The sequence below is a fragment of the Murimonas intestini genome, assembly GCF_024622195.1.
In the GTDB taxonomy this organism is placed as follows: Bacteria; Bacillota; Clostridia; order Lachnospirales; family Lachnospiraceae; genus Murimonas; species Murimonas intestini.
Genome location: NZ_JANKBI010000012.1, coordinates 40,962 through 64,233 on the forward strand (window position 1 = coordinate 40,962; position 23,272 = coordinate 64,233).

General features: G+C 46.8%; 17 protein-coding genes. 15 read left to right on the forward strand and 2 right to left on the reverse strand.

Features of this window, described 5'->3' with window-relative positions; genetic code table 11:
• Positions 1-19: 19 nt before the first annotated feature.
• A complete protein-coding gene (locus NSB28_RS16100; protein ID WP_109624952.1) occupies positions 20-2,638 on the forward strand; it encodes a cation-translocating P-type ATPase in 2,619 nt (872 codons plus the stop codon).
• Here NSB28_RS16100 and NSB28_RS16105 read toward each other — a convergent pair whose 3' ends face one another.
• Entirely contained in the window at positions 2,639-2,896 is a 258-nt protein-coding gene (locus NSB28_RS16105) for a YlmC/YmxH family sporulation protein (protein ID WP_109624951.1), read from the reverse strand.
• Positions 2,897-3,122: 226 nt separating this feature from the next.
• On the opposite strand from NSB28_RS16105, the gene nrdR reads away from it, so the two are divergent.
• From nrdR to NSB28_RS25240, 14 genes are all read left to right on the forward strand, one after another.
• A complete protein-coding gene (nrdR, locus tag NSB28_RS16110) occupies positions 3,123-3,572 on the forward strand; it encodes a transcriptional regulator NrdR (protein WP_109624950.1) in 450 nt (149 codons plus the stop codon).
• 149 nt (positions 3,573-3,721) lie between these two features.
• Complete coding sequence (locus tag NSB28_RS16115) at positions 3,722-7,267, forward strand: DUF5717 family protein (protein ID WP_109624949.1); 3,546 nt, start codon at positions 3,722-3,724, stop codon at positions 7,265-7,267.
• A 20-nt stretch (positions 7,268-7,287) separates the two neighbouring features.
• On the forward strand, positions 7,288-8,448 hold the full coding sequence (locus NSB28_RS16120; RefSeq protein WP_109624948.1) for a DUF5716 family protein: 1,161 nt from the start codon (positions 7,288-7,290) through the stop codon (positions 8,446-8,448).
• A 14-nt stretch (positions 8,449-8,462) separates the two neighbouring features.
• Positions 8,463-9,260: a hypothetical protein gene (locus NSB28_RS16125; RefSeq protein WP_109624947.1), complete on the forward strand. Its 798-nt coding sequence runs from the start codon at positions 8,463-8,465 to the stop codon at positions 9,258-9,260.
• A 154-nt stretch (positions 9,261-9,414) separates the two neighbouring features.
• A complete protein-coding gene (locus tag NSB28_RS16130) occupies positions 9,415-10,437 on the forward strand; it encodes an amino acid ABC transporter substrate-binding protein (protein WP_109624946.1) in 1,023 nt (340 codons plus the stop codon).
• A 28-nt stretch (positions 10,438-10,465) separates the two neighbouring features.
• Positions 10,466-11,116: an amino acid ABC transporter permease gene (locus tag NSB28_RS16135; RefSeq protein ID WP_109624945.1), complete on the forward strand. Its 651-nt coding sequence runs from the start codon at positions 10,466-10,468 to the stop codon at positions 11,114-11,116.
• Positions 11,117-11,127: 11 nt separating this feature from the next.
• On the forward strand, positions 11,128-11,889 hold the full coding sequence (locus NSB28_RS16140; protein ID WP_109624944.1) for an amino acid ABC transporter ATP-binding protein: 762 nt from the start codon (positions 11,128-11,130) through the stop codon (positions 11,887-11,889).
• A 183-nt stretch (positions 11,890-12,072) separates the two neighbouring features.
• A complete protein-coding gene (purC, locus tag NSB28_RS16145) occupies positions 12,073-12,777 on the forward strand; it encodes a phosphoribosylaminoimidazolesuccinocarboxamide synthase (protein WP_109624943.1) in 705 nt (234 codons plus the stop codon).
• Between the two features lie 83 nt (positions 12,778-12,860).
• A complete protein-coding gene (gene purF, locus NSB28_RS16150) occupies positions 12,861-14,306 on the forward strand; it encodes an amidophosphoribosyltransferase (RefSeq protein ID WP_187374133.1) in 1,446 nt (481 codons plus the stop codon).
• 40 nt (positions 14,307-14,346) lie between these two features.
• Entirely contained in the window at positions 14,347-15,780 is a 1,434-nt protein-coding gene (gene purB, locus NSB28_RS16155; RefSeq protein ID WP_109624942.1) for an adenylosuccinate lyase, read from the forward strand.
• Positions 15,781-15,796: 16 nt separating this feature from the next.
• Positions 15,797-16,696, forward strand: coding sequence for a LysR family transcriptional regulator (locus NSB28_RS16160; protein WP_109624941.1), 900 nt, complete (start codon positions 15,797-15,799; stop codon positions 16,694-16,696).
• Between the two features lie 966 nt (positions 16,697-17,662).
• Positions 17,663-18,937 carry an adenylosuccinate synthase gene (locus NSB28_RS16165; RefSeq protein WP_109624939.1) on the forward strand — a complete coding sequence of 425 codons (1,275 nt, stop codon included), beginning with the start codon at positions 17,663-17,665 and terminating at the stop codon, positions 18,935-18,937.
• 204 nt (positions 18,938-19,141) lie between these two features.
• The gene (locus NSB28_RS16170) at positions 19,142-19,855 is read left to right on the forward strand and encodes an ion transporter (protein WP_257497474.1); all 714 of its coding nucleotides are present in this window, start codon (positions 19,142-19,144) and stop codon (positions 19,853-19,855) included.
• Positions 19,856-20,124: 269 nt separating this feature from the next.
• A complete protein-coding gene (locus NSB28_RS25240) occupies positions 20,125-21,981 on the forward strand; it encodes a hypothetical protein (RefSeq protein ID WP_257497473.1) in 1,857 nt (618 codons plus the stop codon).
• A gap of 126 nt (positions 21,982-22,107) precedes the next feature.
• Here the strand turns inward: NSB28_RS25240 and NSB28_RS16180 are convergent, their stop codons facing one another.
• Positions 22,108-23,151 (reverse strand): AraC family transcriptional regulator, encoded by a 1,044-nt coding sequence (locus NSB28_RS16180; RefSeq protein WP_109624937.1) that lies wholly within the window; start codon positions 23,149-23,151, stop codon positions 22,108-22,110.
• Positions 23,152-23,272 lie beyond the last annotated feature (121 nt).

Below are 23,272 nucleotides of genomic sequence, written 5' to 3' on the forward strand. Positions count from 1 at the left end.
ACAGGATGGGGGGAGTAAAATGGTGCCATATAGCAGAGAACTGCCGGAGCTTTTAGATGAGCTGAAGACAGATGCGGATGCGGGCCTGACGGATGTGCAGGCAGAGGAACGTATACAGAAATACGGAGAGAATAAGCTTCAGGAAAAGAAGAAAAAAACTAATCTCCAGCGGTTTGCGGAGCAGTTTAAGGATGTAATGATCGTCATCCTGCTGGCTGCTGCCGCTGTCTCATTTGCCATAGCAGTACATGAAGGGGATGGGGGAGAATTTTTTGAACCGGTGCTGATCCTTGCCATAGTTGTGGCAAATGCAGTCATGGGAATGCTCCAGGAGGGAAAGGCAGAGAAGGCTATGGATGCTCTGAAAAGCCTGTCGGCTCCTCACGCAAAGGTGATGAGGAACGGAAAGGAAGAGCTGCTGGAAGCATCCAGGCTTGTTCCCGGAGATATCATCAGGCTGGAAGCTGGCGACTTCGTGCCTGCTGACGCAAGGCTGATACGTTCCAGCAGCCTGAAATCAGAAGAATCGGCCCTGACAGGCGAGTCGGTGGCAGCGGAGAAGGATGCCGGGGTCCTGGTGGAGGAAAAGGCGGCCCTGGGCGACCGGGTCAATATGGTCTACTCCGGATGCAGCATTACCTACGGTACGGGGACAGCTGTGGTGACTGCCACAGGCATGGATACTGAGATGGGAAAAATAGCAGATCTTCTGGAAGGTGCAGAGGATGCCCAGACGCCTCTTCAGAAGAAGCTGGCGCAGCTGGGAAAATATCTGGGGATACTGGCTCTTGCCGCCTGTGCAGTCATTTTTGTTGTGGGCCTCGCAGATGGGATTGCCCCTCTTGAAATATTCATGACAGCTGTCTCACTTGCTGTGTCCGCCATTCCGGAAGGCCTGCCGGCTATCGTGACAATAGTCTTGTCCATAGGCGTGCAGAGGATGGTTAAGAAAAATGCTATTATAAGAAGGCTGCCCGCTGTAGAGACATTGGGAAGCGCATCCGTCATCTGCTCCGATAAGACAGGGACCCTGACACAGAACAGGATGACGCTGGTGAAGGCTTATGTCGACGGGGAAGAGGGGACTGAGGATATAGGCGCCGGCAATTCAGAAAAGGTGCGGGAGCTTTTAAAACTGGGGACCCTGTGTTCAGACGGCTCCATCCAGATCAGGGAAGATGGGCAGGTGCAGCATATTGGCGATCCGACAGAGACATCCATTATTCTGGCAGCATGCCAGAACGGAATGGAAAAAGATGAGCTTAATTCTGAATATACAAGGCTGGGAGAACTTCCCTTTGATTCAGACAGGAAACTGATGACAACCATTAATGAAATGAACGGCAGGTATACAGTCATTGTAAAGGGCGCCTGTGATATGCTGTTCTCCAGGTGCGTCTCAGGAAATGTGGATAAGGCCAGGGAAGAGAACGAGAAGATGAGCAGGCAGGCCCTCAGGGTAATAGCAATTGCCGTAAAAGAAATAGAGGAGATACCTGAGGAACTAAACAGCAGCGAACTGGAGAACGGGCTTACCTTTAAAGGTCTGGTGGGAATGATAGACCCTCCCCGCCCGGAAGCGAAAGAAGCTGTCAGTGTATGCAGGAAGGCAGGCATCCGTCCTGTCATGATCACAGGGGACCATGTAGTGACGGCATCGGCTATCGCCAAAGAGCTGGGAATCCTAAGGGAAGGTGACCAGGCTGTAACGGGAGCAGAGCTGGATGAGATGGGTGAAAAAGAATTTGCTGAAAAGGTAGAGCACATCTCTGTGTATGCAAGAGTATCTCCTGAGAACAAGATAAGGATAGTGCGGGCATGGCAGGCTAAAGGCCAGATCGTATCCATGACAGGGGACGGTGTAAACGACGCTCCGGCGCTGAAGGCTGCCGACATTGGCTGCGCAATGGGAATAACAGGGACAGACGTGGCAAAGGGTGCAGCGGATATGACTCTGACTGACGATAATTTTGCAACTATAGTTGATGCTGTAAAAGAGGGGCGCGGGATCTATGCCAATATTAAGAAGGTGGTAGGTTTCCTGCTGGGAACAAATATTGGAGAGGTATTGACTGTGTTCTGCGCCATGATACTGTGGCGCCAGACGCCTCTGCTGTCCATGCAGCTGCTGTGGATCAATCTGGTGACAGACGGGCTTCCGGCTGTGGCTCTTGGAATGGAAGCAGTGGAAGAGGGCATCATGGATCAGAAGCCAAGGCCAAAGGATGAGGGAATATTTGCCAGGGGGTTCGGACTGAGGATCGCCCTGCAGGGGCTTATGTTCGGCCTTCTTTCCCTGATTGCCTTCAGGATCGGAATACAGGTGACAGGTGAAGCGGCCGGAGGTCAGACCATGGCGTTTATGGTTCTGGCACTTTCACAGGTAGTACAGGCATTCAATATGCGTTCCAACCGCTCGCTGTTTAAAACAGGCTTTTTTACAAACAGAAAGCTGAATATGGCAGCCCTTATATCTGTCCTGCTGGTGGCAGCTGTAGTGTTTACACCGGCAGCAGAGGCCTTCGGACTCATTATCCTGCCTGTGTGGATGTATCTGGCCGCACTCGGGCTGATTCTGGTCCCTCTGCTTGTGATGGAATGTTCAAAAGCCTTTGGACTCATTAAACATGGTGAATGATCACTCGCATTTTTTATAAAATTTTTCTTCATCGATCTCAACAAGGACAATGTCGTCCCCAATCTGGCGTATACAGCACCAGGGTATGACATACTCCGTCTCCCGGCCCAGAAAAGAACATATCTTTCCGGGGCCGGGGACTATGATGGCCAGGATACATCCTGTCTTACAGTCAATATCCACATCCCCGATGCAGCCGATAGATCTGCAGGTGCATATGTTGATCACTTCTTTTTGCCTTAGCTCACAGATTCGCATACTAACTCCGTAGAATTCAGGTATTTGTACTATATATATGAGGTCATGTTACTATATATTCGGCTGGCTTTGATTTAAAGATTGACATAAGGAAGAAGATTGGCTATACTCAGAAAAAAGAAGATTTATGGTTACTGGTCACGGAGTGCACAGTAACGATTTATGGCGGCAGCCTGCCATTTACAGAGCAGCTGCGGATTTCAGCGAAGGATCAGGAGGACATGTCATGAAGTGCCCATATTGCAATCAGGATAATACCAGGGTAGTAGATTCAAGGCCGGCAGATGATAACAGCTCTATCAGGCGGCGCCGGCTGTGTGACGAGTGCGGAAAACGGTTTACTACATATGAAAAGGTGGAGACAATACCGCTTATCGTAATTAAAAAAGACCGCAACAGGGAACAGTATATCCGTTCTAAAATAGAAAGCGGCGTGCTTCGGGCATGTTACAAAAGGCCTATTCCTGTACAGCGCATCAACCAGCTGATAGATGAAATAGAAGTGGAGCTTTTTAACAGTGAGGACCGGGAGATAGAGAGCAGTGTAATCGGAGAAATGGTGATGGATAAGCTTAAAGGGCTGGATGCCGTGGCATATGTGAGATTTGCTTCTGTTTACCGTGAGTTCAAAGATGTGAATACTTTTATGGATGAATTGAAGAAGATGCTAAAATAGGTGGGGCGGCTTATGCTGCCCCGTTACTGTTCACTCCGTGCCCGGCAACACGCCGCCCCCGCTTTTTTGACAAATATCGCCCGGCAGTTGCACAATATGTCAAAAAAGTGGTATACTGAGACGAGATTAAATAAGCGCAGGTGACTAATTTGAAGAGAAGAATAGAACAACTGTTAAATGGAATATACGAATATGAAGCGCCTGAGATGCTTCTGCCTAAGGAAAAGATAGAGCTGGTCCTGAAGAAGGGTGAAAGCTTCAGAGGGAGTTTTATGCTGTCTAACGCGGCAGAAAAGAAAATGAAGGGATTTATTTATTCCACAAGCGCCCGCATGGCATATGAGCCTACGGACTTTTTTGGCGTGGAGACAAAAATAATCTATGAGGCTGATACAAAGGGGATGCAGGAGGGGGATGTCCTGGAAGGGGAATTCACCATCTGCTCTAACCTGGGAGAATATAAAATACCATACAGGATAGAGATAGAGAGGGCAGTGATCAAGACTTCCACCAGCGAGATACATGATATGGAGGAATTTACCCAGCTGGCCATGCAGGATTTCCAGAAGGCTTATGTGCTGTTTCTGTCCCCTGAATTCTCTAAAATGATAAAAAGATGCGCTCCGGAGCATCTGGCCCTATATGAAGGGATCAGAAACCAGGCGGTAAGCTACAGCTGTATGGAAGAGTTCCTGATAGGCTGCGGAAGAAAGAATCCCATCCACCTGTCTCTTGAAAAGAGGACAGCTGTTTTTGATGCCGTCACTGCCAATACTCAGGAAAAAGTCCAGATCACAAAGGATGGCTGGGGATTTCTGCGCATTGATATCACGTCTGATGCAGAGTTTCTTACAATTGAGCATCCTGTGGTGACTACAGATGAATTTTTGGGGAGTTCTTATGATATCTCCTATATTATAGATGAGAGCAGACTCCATGGGGGGAAGAATTTCGCCAGGGTCAGGATAGAGACATGCTATGAGACGCTGGAGTTTGTTGTTACAGCTTCCAGGTCCCGGCAGGCGCGTGACAAGTCTGTGTGGAAGCAGCATAAGGCCCAGGCGGCTATGATGCGTTCTTATATTGATTTCAGGATGCGCAAGATGGATATCAACGCGTGGATCGAAAACACACAGGATGCAGTCATGGCGTACCAGCGAGCCGGCGGTGATAACACGATGATCACACTTCTTCATGTCCAGATGCTGTTTGCCGAGGACAAGTCAGAGGAGGCCTGCATTATTCTGGACAGGCTGGACGACCATAAAGAAAAGCTGAATACTCCGGAGATACTGGGATATTACCTGTATCTGACCACATTTTATAATAAAGACCTGAAGTATGTAGACTATATTGAGGAGCAGGTGGAGAGCCTGTTTCTGCAGAACAGAGAGAGCTGGGTGCTCCAGTGGATCCTGTTCTATCTGCAGGAGAGGTATTTAAACCATCCTTCAGACAAGCTCGGGGCTATCTGCCAGCAGTTCATATATGGCTGCCGCAGCCCGATCATGTACATAGAGGCATATCAGCTGCTGCTCAAGGAGCCTATGCTGATGAAGAGGCTGGATGATTTCTATATCCAGCTGCTCAAATTCATCTGCAGGGAAGGAGCCATGACTAAGACCATCGCCATGCAGGTGACTGATGTGTCCATGCGTTATAAGGTCTTCTCAGAGGATCTGTATGGGATACTGGAAAAGTGCTATGAGCTGTATCCGTCCAGGGAGCTGGTGAGCGCTGTCTGCTCACTGCTCATAAAAGGCCACAGGACAGGTAATGAATATTTTAAATGGTATGAAAAGGGCGTGGAAAAGGATATCAGGCTGACAGGGCTCTATGAATATTACATCGAATCCATGGGAAGCCTTGTGACAAAGCAGCTGCCTCAGATCATACGCATGTATTTTTCATATAATAATACTCTGGGTTACAGGAAAAAGGCATTTGTATATGCAAATGTGATCAGGAACAGGGAATTTGACAGCCAGACATATCAGAGCTACCGGCCGGCCATGGAAAAGTTCATGATAGACCAGCTGGCAGCCGGGAGAGTGAATCCAGACCTGGCTCTTATATACAGGACATTCCTGACAAAACAGCTGCTGAATAAGAAGCTGGCCGACGGACTTGCCAAGACAATGTTTACATATGAGCTTACATGTGAGGTGCCGGGAATCAGGAAGGCTGTTGTCATACACAGCCAGCTGAACCAGGAACAGATTGTGCCTGTTGTGAACGGAAAAGCTTACGTACAGATATATGCTGATGATTATGTCCTGTTTCTGGCAGATGAAGAGGGGGCCAGGTATGCGTCATCAGTACCTTACCGCCTGACAAGGCTGATGGATGAGGAAGCCTTCCTGGGATACTGTGAGGAGCTGGTGCCGGACAATCCGGGGCTGGTACTGTATAAATGCAGCTGTGCTGAGAAAAGAGGGCAGATCCAGGTTCAGGATACAGAGGAATTCAGGAGGCTGCTCGAGTTCAGTGAGGTAAGGGAAGATTATAAGAAGCAGCTGCGCCAGGAAATATTGAATTTCTATTATGAGAACCGTCACGAAGAATCCCTGTATGAGTATCTTCACCGCATTGATTTCGAAGACTTTGTCCGGGTTGATAAAAAGAAACTGATAGAACTACTGGCGGATGAGGGTATGTGCGCGGAAGCCTTTGAACTGGTGTCCGTTTATGGCCCGGAGCATATAGATCTGGCAGCTATGGTCAAGATATGCAGCAGAATGATTCTCCAGCTGGAATATGAGCGGGATGCCATGCTTGAGAATCTGTGCTTTTACTGCTTTTCAAGCGGAAAATATGATGAGACGATCCTGGATTATCTGATCAATTATTATGACGGGCCTGTTGACAGCATGAAATGGGTGTGGAGAGCGGCCAGAAGATTTGAGATGGATGCTTTTACACTGGAAGAAAAGATACTTGTATTTATGCTGTTCATGCGGACAGGGGGAAAGGGAACAGAAGAGGTTTTCGAGTCCTACAGAAGGAAGCTGGGCAAGAAAGCTGTCTGCAGGGCATATGCTATATTCCAGTCTTACCAGTACTTTGTAAGGGGAATTCCTGTAAGGTACCAGGTGTTCCAGTATGTACAGAGAGGTTTTGAAAAGGGGAAGGAGACTCCTGAAGTGTGCAAGCTGGCGCTCCTGAAGTATTATTCCCAGCAGCGTGCCCTGCTGACAAGCCAGAGGGAGAATGTAAAGAAGCTGTTGGAGGAATTTGCCACAAGGCAGATCAGGTTTGCCTTCTATCAGAAGTTTGACCCGGCCCTGCTTCGGGCATACCAGCTTTCTGACAAGACCTTTATAGAATACCACACTAACCCTGAAGCCCATGTGGTGCTCCATTACAGGGTAGAAGGGGGCAGGGAGCCGGCAAGGGAACAGGCAGTTGCCATGAGAAATCTGTTTGAAGGCATCTTCAGCGAGGAATTTACATTATTCTATGGAGAGAAGCTGGTTTATTACTTCACTGTGGACCTGAACGGGAAAGAAAAGATAACAGAAGAGCAGGAGATAGTCTGCAGCAATAAGGCGGCGAAGACAGGAAGCAGCAGGTATGAGCTGATCAACCAGATGAGCCGGTTTGTGGAAGAAGGCAATGAGGAGGCAGCCAGAGACAGGCTGTTCCAGTATCTGAAGCAGGAAGCTCTGGCGGAGGAACTGTTTCCGCCTATGTAAGCCTGGACATGGAGGTTTCAATGATTTTCGAATTAAATGATATAATTGTGGGATTTGACCTGGGCAGGGTATATTCTCAGATTGCATTTTATAACCGCGCCAGCACAGAACCAATGACGGTCAGCACGGTGAAGGGAGAAGAGAAATACCAGATACCTACCCCCAGGGATATATTTGAACTTGTGGAGGACAAGGCTGAGCTGGGAGTTGTTGCACTCTCCAACTTTTTCAGGCAGTGCTTCGACATGCTTTCTGCTGCAGGGCCTCCGGAGAGGATGAGGGTAACAGTCACCATGCGGAAGATGGACAGGCCGTGGGTGGATGCAGTGCCTCAGGCTTTGGAGGTGCTGGGTGTGGAGCGCAGCAAAGTCAGTCTGCAGGATTACAGGGAGAGCTTTTATTATTTCGCGCTGAATCAGAGCAAGCAGCTCTGGACTTATAAGGTAGCCCTTTTTGAGTACGAAGGTGATATGATAAACGGCTATGAGCTGGATATCAGCAAGAAGACGAAGCCGTATGTAGTGACAGTCACCAAGAAGGCATCTCTGCTGCTGGATAAGAAGCAGGGGAAAAAAGAGGAAGTGTGGAACCAGAAAAGGGACAGTATGTTCCTGGAGATGATACAGAAGATGTTTGGGAAGGATGCCTATTCATCGGCGTATCTGATCGGTGAGGAATTCAATGATAAATGGGCAGCGCAGTCACTCCAGTTCCTTTGCCGCAGGCGCCATGTATACCAGGGGATAAACCTGTATACAAAAGGGGCGTGTTACAGCGCCATGCAAAAGGCAAAGGCTATTTCAATGGAAGGCTATCTGTACCAGGGAGAGGATATGATAGAGTATAACCTGGGGATGGATATGATCATCAAGGGCGTGCAGACATATTACCCATTGATCGGTGCGGGGGTAAACTGGTATGAGGCCTACCATGAATGTGAATTTCTCATAGACGGCACGAAAAGCCTTGAATTTTATTCAAAATCCATCAGGGGAGGGGAGCAGTACCAGCACAGTATAGAGTTCCCGGAACTTCCGGACAGGCCGGATAAGGCTACCAGGCTCCACATGAGGATGGAATTTTCAGGAAAGGATAAGTGCCGGGTGAAGATAGAGGATCTGGGAATGGGAAGCTTCTGGCCTTCCTCAGGGAAAAAGTGGGAAACGGTGATAAAGCTATAGAAAGGAGAAACGCTGTGGGAAATTATTACCTGTGTCAGGTAAAAAAGGCTAAGAATCCTTACTATATAGAAAGCATAAGCGCAAATATCTACACTATTGAGGAGCTGTGCTATTACCTGAAAGAAAATATTTATCTCATTGATAAGACACTTATAAATGAAAAGCTGTGTGACTGGATCAGGGATGAGCTGGGGTTAAAGAAGCTGTACAAGAGACTGTACGAGCAGCTGGAGAGAGAAGAGAGCATAGGAAACTTCATTCTGCCTATCTTTAAGGAGATCGGCTATCTGTCCCACCAGGAATTTAAAAACCTGCAGGAGAAGATCGTGCAGATCGAGATACAGCCGGATGATATCAGAAGGAAGCTGAAAGCCGATTATCTGCTGGAATACAAGATGTATATTAATGCCATCTCCGAGTATTCCAGGATCCTCCAGGAGAGGAATCCGGGGAATATGGGGATTCAGTTCTATGCATCTGTCCTCAACAATATGGCTTCAGCCTACGCACAGCTCTTTCTGTTCGAGGAAGCGGCAGACTGCCTGTGGCAGTCCTATGGGATCGTCAAATCAAAAGAGACTTATAAAAGGTATTTGAACTGTCTTGTTATCTGCCTGCCGCCGGCAAGATGCGATGAGAAATTTAAGGAGCTGAAGGTGCCTGACGAGCTGAGGCAGAAGATCCAGGCCAGGGTGAAGGAGATCAGCATAAGCGCGAAGGAAAGCGCCAGGGCCGGAGAGCTTTCTGAGATACCAATGGAAGAGATCGTGGAAAGCCTGAAAAAGGAGTATCATAAAAGCACTTGTTCGTGATACATACAGCTACAGACTGTCACCAATTCTATACCGGAATTGTTGACAGTTTTCTTTTTCTGTGCTAGTATGAGTTTACTGTTTTACCAGAGTAGAGTAATCAAGCAATGCCGTATAAAATAACGGACATTTAAAACGGAGGAGATCATTTATTATGAAGAAAAAAGTATTGAGCGTATTACTGGCATCGGCAATGACAGCAGCAGTACTGGCAGGCTGCGGACAGGACAAAGAGACAGAGAAGGCAGGAGAGACACCGGCAAAAACTGAGGCAGTGACAGAAGAAGCCAAGACAGAGGCTGCTGAGACTGAAAAAAAGACAGAAGCCGCTGAGACTGAGAAAAAGACAGAAGCCGCTGAAACCGGGGAGGAAACAGAAGCCGGGACTGAGGAAGAAACAAAATCGGATAAAAAGATTGCTGATAAAGTGATAGCTGAAAGTGAAACAAAGGCTGAGACCGGCGCAAAAACTGATTTTAAAGTGGATAAGCTGACAGTGGGGTTTGACCAGGATTTCCCGCCTATGGGCTTTATAGGGGATGACGGCGAATATACAGGCTTTGACCTGGAGCTGGCTGCTGAAGTGGCTGACAGGCTGGGGGCAGAGGTAGTATACCAGCCGATCGCATGGGATATGAAGGACGCAGAATTAAGCTCAGGAAATATTGACTGTATCTGGAACGGATTTACTATGACTGACAGGGAGGATGAGTACACATGGTCTGAGCCTTACATGAAGAATGACCAGGTATTTGTAGTCAGGGCAGATTCAGGGATCGCATCTGAAGCAGACCTGGCAGGCAAGGTAGTTGACGTACAGACGGATTCCAGCGCACAGAGGGCTCTCGCAGGTATGTCTAAGCTGACTGAAAGCTTTGGCTCACTTAATCCTGTGGCAGATTACAACACAGCATTTATGGAGCTGGAAGCAGGGGCAGTGGATGCTGTGGCAATGGACTCAGTTGTTGCAAATTATCAGATTGAAAAACGCGGTGCTGATTTTAATGTTCTGGATGAATCCATAGCGGCGGAGGAGTACGCTATAGGCTTCAAAAAAGGAAATGAAGAGCTCCGTGATGCAGTGCAGGAGAAGCTGGATGAGATGGCAGCGGATGGCACTTTGGCAGAGATTTCAAAAAAATGGTTTGGAGAAGACATGACGATCCTCGGAAAGTAAACCGGGGGTCCTCATTGGGAGGATGCAGATGGATATCGTGGTGATGCTGGCAAAGTTAGCAGAAGGGATGGCAAAGTCTGTGGGAATATTCGGACTGACGCTTCTGTTTTCACTGCCGCTGGGTCTTGTGGTGACCTTCGGACGTATGTCAAAGAATGGGGTATTAAGGAATATCACGAAGTTTTACATATCAGTCATGAGGGGGACACCCCTCATGCTGCAGCTCATGGTAGTCTATTTTGGACCGTTTTATCTGTTCGGGATGAAGCTCTCCACCTCATACAGATTTATCGCGGTAATCATTGGATTTGCCCTTAATTATGCAGCTTATTTTGCGGAGATATACAGAAGCGGCATAGAGTCCATGCCTACAGGCCAGTATGAGGCTGCCAGGCTGCTGGGATATTCCAGGATACAGTGCTTTTTTGTGATCATCCTGCCGCAGGTCATCAAAAGGATACTGCCGTCTGTCACAAACGAAGTCATCACTCTTGTAAAGGATACTTCACTGGCATTTGCCATCTCCGAGATGGAAATGTTCAATGTGGCAAAGGGACTGGCGGCGGCCAGCACCAGTATGGTGCCTCTTGTCATAGCAGGCGTCTTCTATTATATTTTTAATTTCCTGGTGGCGTTTGTTATGGAGTTTATTGAGAAGAAGCTGAATTATTACAGATAGGAGGCGGGGAAATGAATTATCTGGAGATGAAGAATGTTAAGAAAAACTTCGGCGATCTGGAAGTGATCAAGGATATTTCCCTGACCGTCAGGCAGGGGGAGGTAGTTGCCGTTATCGGCCCGTCAGGGTCAGGAAAATCTACCCTGCTCAGATGCGCCACACTGCTGGAGAGCATGGACGGCGGTGAGCTGTCTTATCTGGGTGAAAAGGCCGTGTACACGGACAATGACGGGAAGGTCACATATGCGGGAGCTGATGAACTGAGGAAGATAAGGTCCAACTTTGGGCTTGTATTTCAGAACTTTAATCTGTTTCCGCATTTTTCAGTGATGAAAAATATCATGGACGCGCCGGTGAGGGTGCAGAAAAGGAACAAAAAAGAAGTCTATGAGGAGGCAAAGCAGCTTCTTGACCAGATGGGCCTCTCAGATAAGGAGAACTGCTATCCGTACCAGCTCTCAGGAGGGCAGCAGCAGAGAGTATCTATTGCCAGGGCCCTGGCGCTGAAGCCCAAGGTCCTTTTCTTTGACGAGCCCACCTCTGCACTGGATCCTGAACTGACAGGGGAGATCCTGAAGGTCATAAAAGATCTGGCCGCCAGACACATGACTATGGTCATAGTGACACATGAAATGAACTTTGCAAGGAATGTGGCCAATCATGTTGTATTCATGGAGAATGGCGTAATAGTGGAGCAGGGGGAACCGGAAGTACTTTTTAACTCCACAAACCCCAGAATGAAGGATTTCTTTGGTAAATTCCACGAAGTGTAAAATAGGAAGAAGTTAAAACTTGCTTTATGGTATACAATGTTATATAATTTTTTCGTCAGCACATGTCAGAGTAACCTTTCAGCCGCTTATCCGGCGGCTGGCTGCGGTGACCTGGCATGTTTTGCGTGAACGAAAGAAACGCATGAATGCAGAAAACACACAAAAAGGATAGGTGGATGTCAAATGGAAAAAAAGGAATTACTCTATGAAGGAAAAGCAAAAAAGGTATTTACCACAGAAGACCCGGATATCTTGATCGTAGATTACAAAGACGATGCTACAGCATTCAACGGTCTTAAAAAAGGAACCATCGTTGGCAAGGGCGTTATCAACAACCGTATGACCAACCGTGTATTCCAGCTTTTAGAGAAGGAAGGCGTTCCGACTCATCTTGTAGAGGAATTAAGCGACAGGGAGACAGCAGTTAAGAAAGTAGAGATCGTTCCGCTGGAAGTTATCATCAGAAATGTGGCAGCAGGAAGCTTCTCCAAGAGACTTGGCGTGCCGGAAGGAACTAAGTTTAAAGCTCCGACTATCGAGTTCAGCTACAAAAATGACGATCTGGGCGATCCGCTCATCAATGACTATTTTGCCATCGCTCTTGACCTGGCTACCAGAGAAGAGATTGACATCATTACAAAATATGCTTTCAAAGTAAATGAAGTCCTCAAGGCTTATTTTATGGAAGCGAACATCGAATTAGTAGACTTCAAGATTGAATTCGGACGTTATCACGGACAGATCATTCTGGCTGATGAGACATCACCGGATACATGCAGGCTGTGGGATGCCACTACACATGAGAAACTTGACAAGGACCGTTTCAGAAGGGATCTTGGAAATGTAGAGGAAGCTTATAACGAAGTGTTCAAACGCCTCGGACTGTAATCAATTACACAGACCGCCCGGACGCTCTTATGAGCTTCCGGGCGGTCTTTTATCTCGTCGTAATTTCAAAGAAAGGTAAACTGATGAAAAACAATTTACATGCGCAAATGGAGGTATCAGACAAGCTGAAGGAAGAATGCGGTGTCTTCGGCATATATGATTTTGACGGCAATGATGTAGCATCCACGATCTATTACGGATTGTTTGCGTTACAGCACAGGGGGCAGGAGAGCTGCGGGATAGCAGTGAGCGATACAAAAGGCCCCAAGGGTGTAGTGCAGTCCTATAAGGGGATGGGACTTGTAAATGAGGTTTTTACAGAAGATACTTTTGATAATATGAAAGGGGACATAGGCGTGGGCCATGTCCGCTATTCAACAGCAGGGGCCAGCAGCAGGGAAAATGCTCAGCCTCTTGTTTTAAATTATATTAAAGGAACACTTGCCCTCGCCCATAACGGAAACCTGATCAATGCTGTCAGGCTGCGCGAGGAGCTGGCCTATGACGGGGCCATATTCCAGACAACGATCGATTCGGAGGTTATCGCTTACCACATAGCAAGGGCCAGAGTGAAGACGGCTACTGTGGAAGAAGCGGTGCTTCATGCGATGAAGAAGGTGGAGGGAGCATATTCTCTTGTGGTCATGTCTCCCAGAAAGCTTATAGGAGCAAGGGATCCTTATGGTTTCAAGCCACTGTGTATCGGTAAAAGGGATAACGCATATATCATCACATCTGAGACATGTGCCCTGGATACCATCGGGGCGGAATTCGTCCGGGACGTGCTGCCGGGTGAGATCGTCACTATCACAAAGGACGGCATCAAGTCTGATACAAGTATGTGTCTTCCGGCAGAGAAGGAAGCCCGTTGTATCTTTGAATATATATATTTTGCAAGGCCGGACAGCAGGATCGACGGCCGGAGCGTGTACCATTCCAGAATACTTGCAGGCAGATACCTGGCGATGGATTCACCTGTGGAGGCGGACCTTGTGGTGGGCGTGCCTGAGTCAGGAAATGCTGCGGCGCTTGGATACTCACTGGAGTCTGGCATCCCATATGGCACGGCCTTTGTAAAAAACGGCTATGTAGGAAGGACATTCATTAAGCCAAAGCAGAGCAGCAGAGAATCAAGCGTTAGGGTAAAGCTGAATGTATTAAAAGAAGCGGTGGAGGGAAAACGTATTATCATGATCGACGACTCCATCGTGAGAGGCACCACCAGCGACAGGATCGTGAGCATGCTCAAGGAAGCAGGGGCGAAAGAGGTCCATATGAGGGTCAGCTCCCCGCCGTTTTTGTGGCCGTGCTATTTTGGCACAGATGTACCGGCAAGAGAGCAGCTCATCGCTTATAACCGTACAATAGAGGAAATAAGGGAAATGATAGGGGCCGATTCACTTGGGTATCTTAAGACAGAGCGTCTGGAACAGCTGACGGGAGGCCTTCCCATCTGCAAAGGCTGCTTTACTGGAAATTATCCGCTGGATCCGCCTGAGGATGATATAAGAGGCGATTTTGAAAAGTAATTGATAACAACTATTAAACTATTCCGAAGGAGAACGAAAAATGAGTACAGACAGATATCAAAGCCCGTTATCGGAGCGCTATGCCAGCAAAGAGATGCAGTATATCTTCTCACCTGACAAGAAATTCAGGACATGGAGGAAGCTGTGGATCGCACTGGCTGAGACTGAGAAAGAACTGGGACTGAATATTACTGACGAGCAGATCGAAGAGATGAAGGCTCATGCTGAAGACATCAATTACGATGTGGCAAAAGAGAGAGAAAAGGTAGTAAGACATGATGTAATGTCGCATGTCTACGCTTACGGTGTACAGTGCCCCAAGGCAAAAGGGATCATCCATCTGGGCGCCACCTCCTGTTACGTTGGCGACAATACGGATGTGATTGTCATGTCTGAAGCGTTAAAGCTGGTGAAGAGAAAGCTGATCAATGTTATCGCTGAGCTGGCAAAATTTGCAGATGAGTACAAAGAGCTTCCAACCCTTGCATTTACCCACTTCCAGCCGGCACAGCCTACCACAGTGGGAAAGAGAGCTACTCTGTGGATGCAGGAGTTTTTAATGGACTTTGAAGATCTGGAGTATGTTCTTGGCAGCATGAAGCTTCTGGGGTCCAAAGGCACAACAGGCACACAGGCCAGTTTCCTTGAGCTTTTTGACGGCGATCAGGAGACTATCGATAAAATCGATCCCATGATTGCCAAAAAGATGGGATTTGAGGAATGCTATCCTGTTTCTGGACAGACATATTCCAGAAAGCTGGATACAAGAGTACTCAATGTACTGGCGGGAATCGCAGCCAGCGCTCACAAGTTCTCAAATGATATCCGTCTGCTGCAGCACCTCAAGGAGGTGGAGGAGCCCTTTGAGAAGACGCAGATCGGTTCTTCAGCAATGGCATATAAGAGAAATCCCATGAGAAGTGAGAGGATCGCGTCCCTTTCCAGATATGTGATGGTGGATGCGCTGAATCCTGCTATCACTTCAGCTACCCAGTGGTTCGAGAGGACTCTGGATGATTCTGCAAATAAGCGACTTTCCATTCCGGAAGGATTCCTGGCCATAGATGGTATCCTGGATCTGTGCCTGAATGTAGTGGATGGTCTTGTGGTATATCCTAAGGTTATCGAAAAACGCCTCCGCTCAGAGCTTCCGTTCATGGCTACAGAAAATATCATGATGGATGCAGTGAAAGCAGGCGGTGACAGGCAGGAACTCCACGAGAGGATCAGAGAGCTGTCCATGGAAGCGGGCAGGAATGTAAAAGTAGAAGGAAAAGAAAATAACCTTCTGGAACTGATCGCTGCTGATCCGGCGTTTAATATGAGCCTGGAAGATCTGCAGAAAACTATGGACCCGTCTAAATATGTGGGAAGGGCCCCGGTTCAGGTAACGGCATTCCTCACTAAGACAATCGGGCCTGTCCTTGATAAAAATAAAGACCTGCTTGGTATGAAGGCTGAGATCAACGTGTAATTATTATGGGTAAAAGATGAGTATAAACCTGGAATATTATAAGATTTTTTACTATGTAGCAAAACTGGAGGGAATCACATCAGCGGCGGAGGAACTGGCTATCTCCCAGCCGGCTGTCAGCCAGGCAGTGAAGCAGCTGGAGACAGCGCTTGGCACTGTACTGTTTGTACGGACCGGCAGGGGAGTCCATCTGACGCCCGCAGGAGAGATGCTCTATTCTTACGTAAAGAGAGGATATGAGTATATCTGTCTGGGAGAAGAGAAGTTAAAGGAGATGCTGGATCTGGAATCCGGTGAGATACGCATAGGAGCCAGCGACATGACCCTGAAGTATTATCTGCTCAACTATCTCCAGCGTTTTCATGAAGAATTCCCAAAAGTAAAGCTGACGGTCACAAACGGGCCGACACCGGAAACCCTCAGATACCTCCAGGAGGGACGTATAGACTTCGGGGTTGTGACTCAGCCCTTTGAAGAACGTGCAGACCTGGAGGCAAGGCCTGTGCGCAGCATACAGGACATCTTTGTGGCCGGAACAAAGTTTTCTTATTTAAAAAATGTGAGGCTGAGCTTCAGTGACCTGGAGGATCTGCCGGTCATCTGCCTGGAGAAGAACACCAGCACAAGAAGATACATGGACAGGGTGCTGGCTGAAAACGGCGTGATCTTAAATCCGGAGATAGAGCTGGCCACAAGTGATATACTTGTCCAGTTCGCTAAAAGAGATCTGGGCATTGCAGAAATAGTCAAAGACTTTGCGCTCCCATTCCTGGAGAGTGGAGAGCTTTTCGAGCTCGAACTGGATAACGAGATACCCGCCAGACAGATCTGCCTGGTCCAGGATAAGAAAAATCCACCGTCCGCAGCGGCGCAGAAGCTGATTGGGGGGATGGGGGAGTGCTGTTTAGCGGAGTAACAGGACGCTTTGTGTGAGGGGCAGTGAGCCGTCAGACAGGGCAGGGAAGGGGTTCAGGGTTCTGTCCGAACCGCTGCGTCCTGAAACTCTAAGGCTGCGGGGAACGCTAGAACCGCAAAAAGCGGCCGGAAACTCGGTGCGTTTGCCGATGCAACCGCCCCTCAGACAGCTCCGGCCTCGAGTGCAAGCACTCGTTTTTGCTGACCGCGTTCCCCGCAGCCTAAGAGTTTCATGTCCTCACTATAGTCCGCCACCCTGAACCCCTTCCCTGCCCTGCCTGACGGCGCCAAATTTACTGGCACAAAGCTGGCTGTTATAAACAGGCTTGGGTTGAGGTAGAAGACTACTATGTATGCGAAAAAGTTTGGTTAAAATCTTTTCTATGGAGTCTCCAGTTTCAAAATAAATAACTGATTCCGCTATGTTCCTGGGATCCAATAAAGTAGTGGCCTCACCCATACCTCAGCCTCATTACGGGAGCCAGCTTTGCATCGATAAACTTGGCATTAGCGGGAGGGGCAGGCGGCGGGCGTGTGGTTTCGGGGTGAAGGACTTGAGCGAGGACATGAAAATCTTAGGTTCCAGAGGCTGCGGTCAGTGAAAGTGAGCGCTTGCGCTCAAGGGCGGAACTGTCTGAGGGGCGTTTGCATCAGGCAAACGCACCGAGTTTCCGCCCGCCTTTCACGGTTCAAGCAGACTTTGGAACCTTAGATTTTCAGGACACAGCGGTTCGGACAGAACCCCGAAACCACACGCCCGCCGTCTGCCCCTTCCGCTGATTCACTACCTACAATGCAAAGCGTCCTCCCCGCCTCTAATCATCTAAACAGCAATATAAGTTTCAGTTATGTGTAACATAAAAAATATTAATTTTACTTATGGTATAAAATGTAGTATACTATCATCGTTAGGGCAGAGGCCCTCTTAAACGAGAAAAAAGTGAAATCCATACAGGAGGATATGCATATGGTACAGGCAGTAGTGGGAGCAAACTGGGGAGACGAAGGAAAGGGCAAGATCACGGATATGCTGGCTGAGAAGGCCGATATCATCGTAAGATTCCAGGGAGGTGCAAATGCGGGACATACTATTGTGAACAACTATGGAAAGTTCGCGCTTCATACATTGCCTTCAGGAGTATTTTATGACCACACTACAAGTGTTATCGGAAACGGAGTTGCTTTAAATATTCCAGTTTTATTTAATGAAATAAAGAGCATTGTGGACAGGGATGTGCCCGCCCCGAAGATACTTGTATCAGACCGCGCGCAGATCGTGATGTCTTATCACATTTTATTTGATCAGTGTGAAGAGGAACGTCTTGGCAAGAAGTCCTTTGGCTCTACAAAGTCTGGTATTGCCCCATTCTATTCTGATAAATATGCAAAAATAGGGTTCCAGGTCAGTGAGCTTTTTGATGAAGAACTGCTTCAGGAAAAAGTAGTGCGTATCTGTGAACAGAAAAATGTCATCTTGGAACATTTATATCATAAACCGGCCATAAAACCGGAAGACCTTCTGGAAGAGCTTCACGGCTACAGAGATATGGTGGCGCCTTACGTGTGCGACGTATCAGCATTTCTGTGGGAGGCATTAAAGGAAGGTAAGGAGATCCTGCTGGAAGGACAGCTTGGTTCATTGAAAGATCCTGACCACGGTATATATCCGATGGTAACATCTTCCTCCACTCTGGCTGCTTACGGAGCCATCGGTGCGGGAATCCCTCCTTATGAGATCAAGAAGATCGTCACAGTCGTAAAAGCTTACTCAAGCGCTGTAGGCGCAGGAGCATTTGTAAGCGAGATCTTCGGTGAGGAAGCAGATGAACTGAGACGGCGCGGAGGAGACGGCGGAGAGTTTGGCGCGACTACAGGACGTCCGAGACGTATGGGATGGTTCGACTGCGTAGCCACAAAGTACGGCTGCCGCATCCAGGGTACTACAGATGTAGCATTTACCGTGCTGGATGTGCTTGGATATCTGGAAGAGATCCCTGTATGTGTGGGCTATGAGATCGACGGGGAAGTGACAACAGATTTCCCGACTACAGCAAAGCTTGATAAAGCTAAACCAGTCCTGAAGACACTTCCCGGCTGGAAGTCTGATATCAGGGGAATCAAAAAGTATGAAGATTTACCTGAAAACTGCCGCAAATATATAGAATTTGCAGAAGAGCAGATAGGATTCCCGATTACCATGATCTCTAATGGACCGGGAAGAGAAGATATTATCTACAGGTAAAATAGGCGTCAGCTGTTGATACGTAGAATTCCGGACACATATCACTATCATATCAAATATAAAACGCTTTCTGTTAAGCGGGTATATAAAAATCTCCAGCCTTAATTATACGGCTGGGGATTTTTTCTTTCAATTCCAATAGAATTGCGTTAAAAGTCAGCACGCTGACTATATTCTAACTACATAGTAAAGGAATGGTGTATTATGAGGGAAAAAATGTACGGTATCATTGAACCCGGCGATGGTTCGAACACGCTTAGTAAAATATACGATTATATTATGATTGTCACTATTATTGTTAGTGTTATCCCACTATTTTTCAAACATGAAAGCACATTTTTTCGTGCATCTGATAAAGTCACGGTTTCAATTTTTATTATTGATTATCTGTTAAGACTAATTACTGCAGACTATAAATATAGTCGGAAAAAGGTCTTTTCATTCATACGCTACCCGTTTTCTTTTATGGCTATTATAGATTTAATCGCCATATTGCCGTCTGTTTCTATTGTAAACAATAGTCTAAAATTGTTTAAAATGTTAAGAATGGCTCGTGCCATGCGGGTTTTGCGTATTTTTAAGACTTTCCGTTATTCTAAAAATATTGCAATCATCGTAAAAGTATTTAATTCGTCAAAAGAGGCACTGTCTGCTGTATGTATGCTTGCAGCTCTATATATTGTTGTCTCTGCATTGATTGTATTTAATGTTGAACCTAATTCGTTCAATAATTTTTTTGAAGCTATATATTGGGCTACTGTTTCTCTCACCACGGTAGGCTACGGCGATATTTACCCGGTATCTACCGCAGGAAGGATTGTTACCATGATTTCGTCTGTTTTTGGTATCGCTATTGTTGCTTTACCTGCTGGCATAATAACTGCTGGCTATATGAATGAGATAAACAATAAAGAGTAGTTCGGTTCTTAAAAAGGAGAGGATTTCTCCTTGCTTTTTCTCTTCTGCTCCTGTCGCCTGGCTTCTATGCTATACGCCAGGAGCTCTGTACAATTCTTTGTAGTCCCTATTCCTACAATAATTTCCTTTGACTTTTAATGGCCTCCAATATTTGTACCGCTTTAATTGAATGTCCGGTTTGAACAACCATGATGTCCCGTTGGATAATTTTATCAGGGACATCTCTATTTTATAATAGTTTATATCAAAGAGAAGGAGGCAATGTATTTATGAAAAGGTTAGAAGCATTTAAGAAAGCAGGTGTATTTTTGATGGCAGGGGTTATAGCCTGTTCTTCACTTCCGGTTAATGCAGAAGGGGCAGATATGGAGACTGCGGGGGAAACGGCAGAGGCAGGCACAGAGGATGCGGGAGAAAACCAGGAGGCTGAGGCACCCCAGATTCCGGAGGTCACACCACTGGAGGGGGAAAAAACAGAGACCGCGTCTGGAGTTTTGGAAAAAATCAGCAGGGATGTTGTGGTAGAGGAAGAAAATAGAGGCCAGGTAGAATTTATTGTCTATACGCCAGCTGGTATCAGGCCGGTGGGTCCTGGCACTCCGGTGATCATGGTGTATGGGGACAGTGCTGTGACAGTCCGGGATGTTGAAAGTGTTTTGGAATCTTCAGGCCTGGATGACATTGCTAAGGAAGAGAATTGTTCCGTAGTCTTTGTAAACCCGGTAGGAGATACCTGGGGGGAGGCAGATGCAGAGGCATATTTGTACTCTCTGGTAGATATTTTTTCTGAAGATACGGGATCCGGGACTGGGAAAAATGCAGCAGGAGATAAACTGATTGGGACAAGCCAGAGGATTTATGTTATTGCAGAAGGAAAAGGGGCAGATTTTACCGCTCAATATTTAGCAAAAGAGACAATGAAAAAATTCTTTGTTTTTACCGATTTCCATTATGTTCCGGCAGGGATTATGCTTTTTAATCCTTCTGTGCAGGAAGCATCATGTTCAATTGGAATGCCTGCAGTGATTGGAGGCGGAAGTACGGAATTGGTAGGAGCTTTTAAGGAAATGAACAGTACGGACACAGAAGAGCCCGTTGATAAGGGTACACTTTATACAAATTCTGGATCCAGGTTAAAAAATTTCATGGTAGCTGATGTGTCTTCAGAAGGGTTTGATAAAGATATCATCCGAAGCGGCTGGGATAATGTTCTCTCTAAAGTGAGGAGGCAGCTTTCCGGTATTGCAGAAGAGTCCTATGAACTCTTACCAGTATATGATTATACAGAGTATGGGATCCAGGTAAATATTGAAACAGCAGATATTAATGGAAAGCCTATGGAGTGGTATGAATATATTCCGGAAGATATAGATATGAGTGCAGAAGGCTCTGTGCCGCTGGTATTTACATTCCATGGAGGCGGGAACCATGCAGAATATCAGGCAATTGCCTCTGAATGGCCTCTAGTTGGCAAAGAGAATGGGTTTATGGTTGTGGCAGTCAATCAGCATGTAGAGCGCACGGCGGAAGAGATTGTGGAACTCCTTAAAATTCTCGAAAATAATTATCCTGCTATTGATAAAACAAGAGTATACGCCAGCGGATTTTCTATGGGCTCGATTAAAAGCTTTGAACTGGGCCTGCAGTACCCGGAACTTTTTGCAGGAATTGCCCCGATGGACGCTTCTGGTGTTCAACTTCCTGAAATGAAAGACAGCATTATTCCTGTATATTATCTGGCGGGCATTGATGACGGCCTTCCGGTATTTCCGCATCAGGCAGGATTTGGGCATGAGGATGAATTGACAGAAACAGGTGAAGTAGAAGCGGACTTCCTGATTCAGAGGCTGTTTGCAATGAACAAAATAGAATATCCGGGCTATGATGCCAAAGCGGACCCTGTGTGGGGCATGGAATTCTCGGAAACAATAGAAAAGGCTACAGCGAACCCGGTTCATACAATTACGGAAAATTATATGGCCAGTCAGGATGGAAATACCTATACGGTTTTTGCAACCATGTCAAATCAGGCACATGCAGTATTGGCCGGAAGCAGCTATGCAGCCTGGGATTTCCTGAAGCAGTTTTCAAGGAATGAGGATGGATCTATAACAGTCAGTGAGTAACAGCGGCCAAAGCCTGTCCGGATCAGACAGGATGAGAAATATCCTGAAGGTATGGACACCGACTCTGGATACAGAAGTAAAGAGGCCAGTTGTGGTATGGCTTCACAGCGGAGGAGGTACCCTAATTTAAGTATCAGAGCTTCCACGTTTACATGCATATTTTTTACGGTATTCTGCCGGAGTGAGGTGATACTCTGATTTAAACAGCCGGTAAAAGAAACCATAATCTGTATAGCCGATGTCAGTTATGATGTCTGTAACAGGAAGCTCTGTATTTTTCAGCATTTCAGCAGCTTTGCTCAGCCGGAGCTGGTGAATCAGGTCTTTGAAAGAACAGTTGGTGTACTCTCTCAGAATCCTTCCCAGGTGGCGTTCACTATAATGAAAAAGACTGGCCAGCTTTTTCATAGTGATCGTGTCATAATGCTGCTGTATATAGTACAGGATCGCAGATATATTCTGGTTGGCAGAATTTTGTTTTACAGGGCTGGAAGAAATGGCCAGGGCGCTGTAATGCCTCAGCAGGGTGATGAAAAAGGTAGATACGAGCGTATTTAGCATATGCCTGGAATAAGGTTTATTTTGGAGAGATTCTTCGTAAATATTGAAGAAACAGTCCATGATCCGCTGGTCCGGCCCTGCAGGAAAATAGAGGTAAGAATTAGTATAACTGCCATAAAGGCTTTTCATTATAAAAGCAGATAAGAGGTCATTTTCCGGCAGGATACCCAGAAAGACTTTTTCAAAGGTCGAGGAACGGATCAAAAGGTTGTAGCAGATACAGTCATCAGAGTAAGCGGCAAGTGCATGAGGTGTGTGCTTGCCGATTATGCATATATTACCATGTGAGAGTGCCAGGGGGACTGTGCCTATGAAATTAGTGATACAGCCGTGCAAAACGTATACGACTTCAATAAAATCATGGGAATGTGAAATGGCTGGTGTATACCGGGGATGTTTCATGACAGTGATATCGTAGCCGGCAGGTATGAAACTGGATTCATGGAGGCTTTTTTCAGAAAAGGCATGATCCATCTGATCCAGTTCTTTTACAATAGTAAGGGAGTCATCAGGCAGAAGATAATAAGGGGCATTCGTTCTGGGCAATGCCTTAAAAAATAATTCCTGCCGGGAAAGGGCAGATGGTTCCACGAAATGTGTTTTTGACATAGAAATACCTCCTAATACAATTTTAGGAAGCGCGTAACTGTATTATAATTATATAAATAAGAAAAGTCAATAGAGAGTATTGCGGTCCGCCTTTAAATATGTTGTAATAATCACTAAAAAA

Bases quoted from the DNA above. Each gene is read 5' to 3' on its own strand.
- NSB28_RS16100 (WP_109624952.1), top strand. From the start codon at position 20: ATGGTGCCATATAGCAGAGAACTGCCGGAGCTTTTAGATGAGCTGAAG.
- NSB28_RS16105 (WP_109624951.1), bottom strand. From the start codon at position 2,896: ATGCGAATCTGTGAGCTAAGGCAAAAAGAAGTGATCAACATATGCACC.
- nrdR (WP_109624950.1), top strand. From the start codon at position 3,123: ATGAAGTGCCCATATTGCAATCAGGATAATACCAGGGTAGTAGATTCA.
- NSB28_RS16120 (WP_109624948.1), top strand. From the start codon at position 7,288: ATGATTTTCGAATTAAATGATATAATTGTGGGATTTGACCTGGGCAGG.
- NSB28_RS16130 (WP_109624946.1), top strand. From the start codon at position 9,415: ATGAAGAAAAAAGTATTGAGCGTATTACTGGCATCGGCAATGACAGCA.
- NSB28_RS16135 (WP_109624945.1), top strand. From the start codon at position 10,466: ATGGATATCGTGGTGATGCTGGCAAAGTTAGCAGAAGGGATGGCAAAG.
- NSB28_RS16140 (WP_109624944.1), top strand. From the start codon at position 11,128: ATGAATTATCTGGAGATGAAGAATGTTAAGAAAAACTTCGGCGATCTG.
- purC (WP_109624943.1), top strand. From the start codon at position 12,073: ATGGAAAAAAAGGAATTACTCTATGAAGGAAAAGCAAAAAAGGTATTT.
- purF (WP_187374133.1), top strand. From the start codon at position 12,861: ATGAAAAACAATTTACATGCGCAAATGGAGGTATCAGACAAGCTGAAG.
- purB (WP_109624942.1), top strand. From the start codon at position 14,347: ATGAGTACAGACAGATATCAAAGCCCGTTATCGGAGCGCTATGCCAGC.
- NSB28_RS16160 (WP_109624941.1), top strand. From the start codon at position 15,797: ATGAGTATAAACCTGGAATATTATAAGATTTTTTACTATGTAGCAAAA.
- NSB28_RS16165 (WP_109624939.1), top strand. From the start codon at position 17,663: ATGGTACAGGCAGTAGTGGGAGCAAACTGGGGAGACGAAGGAAAGGGC.
- NSB28_RS16170 (WP_257497474.1), top strand. From the start codon at position 19,142: ATGAGGGAAAAAATGTACGGTATCATTGAACCCGGCGATGGTTCGAAC.
- NSB28_RS25240 (WP_257497473.1), top strand. From the start codon at position 20,125: ATGAAAAGGTTAGAAGCATTTAAGAAAGCAGGTGTATTTTTGATGGCA.
- NSB28_RS16180 (WP_109624937.1), bottom strand. From the start codon at position 23,151: ATGTCAAAAACACATTTCGTGGAACCATCTGCCCTTTCCCGGCAGGAA.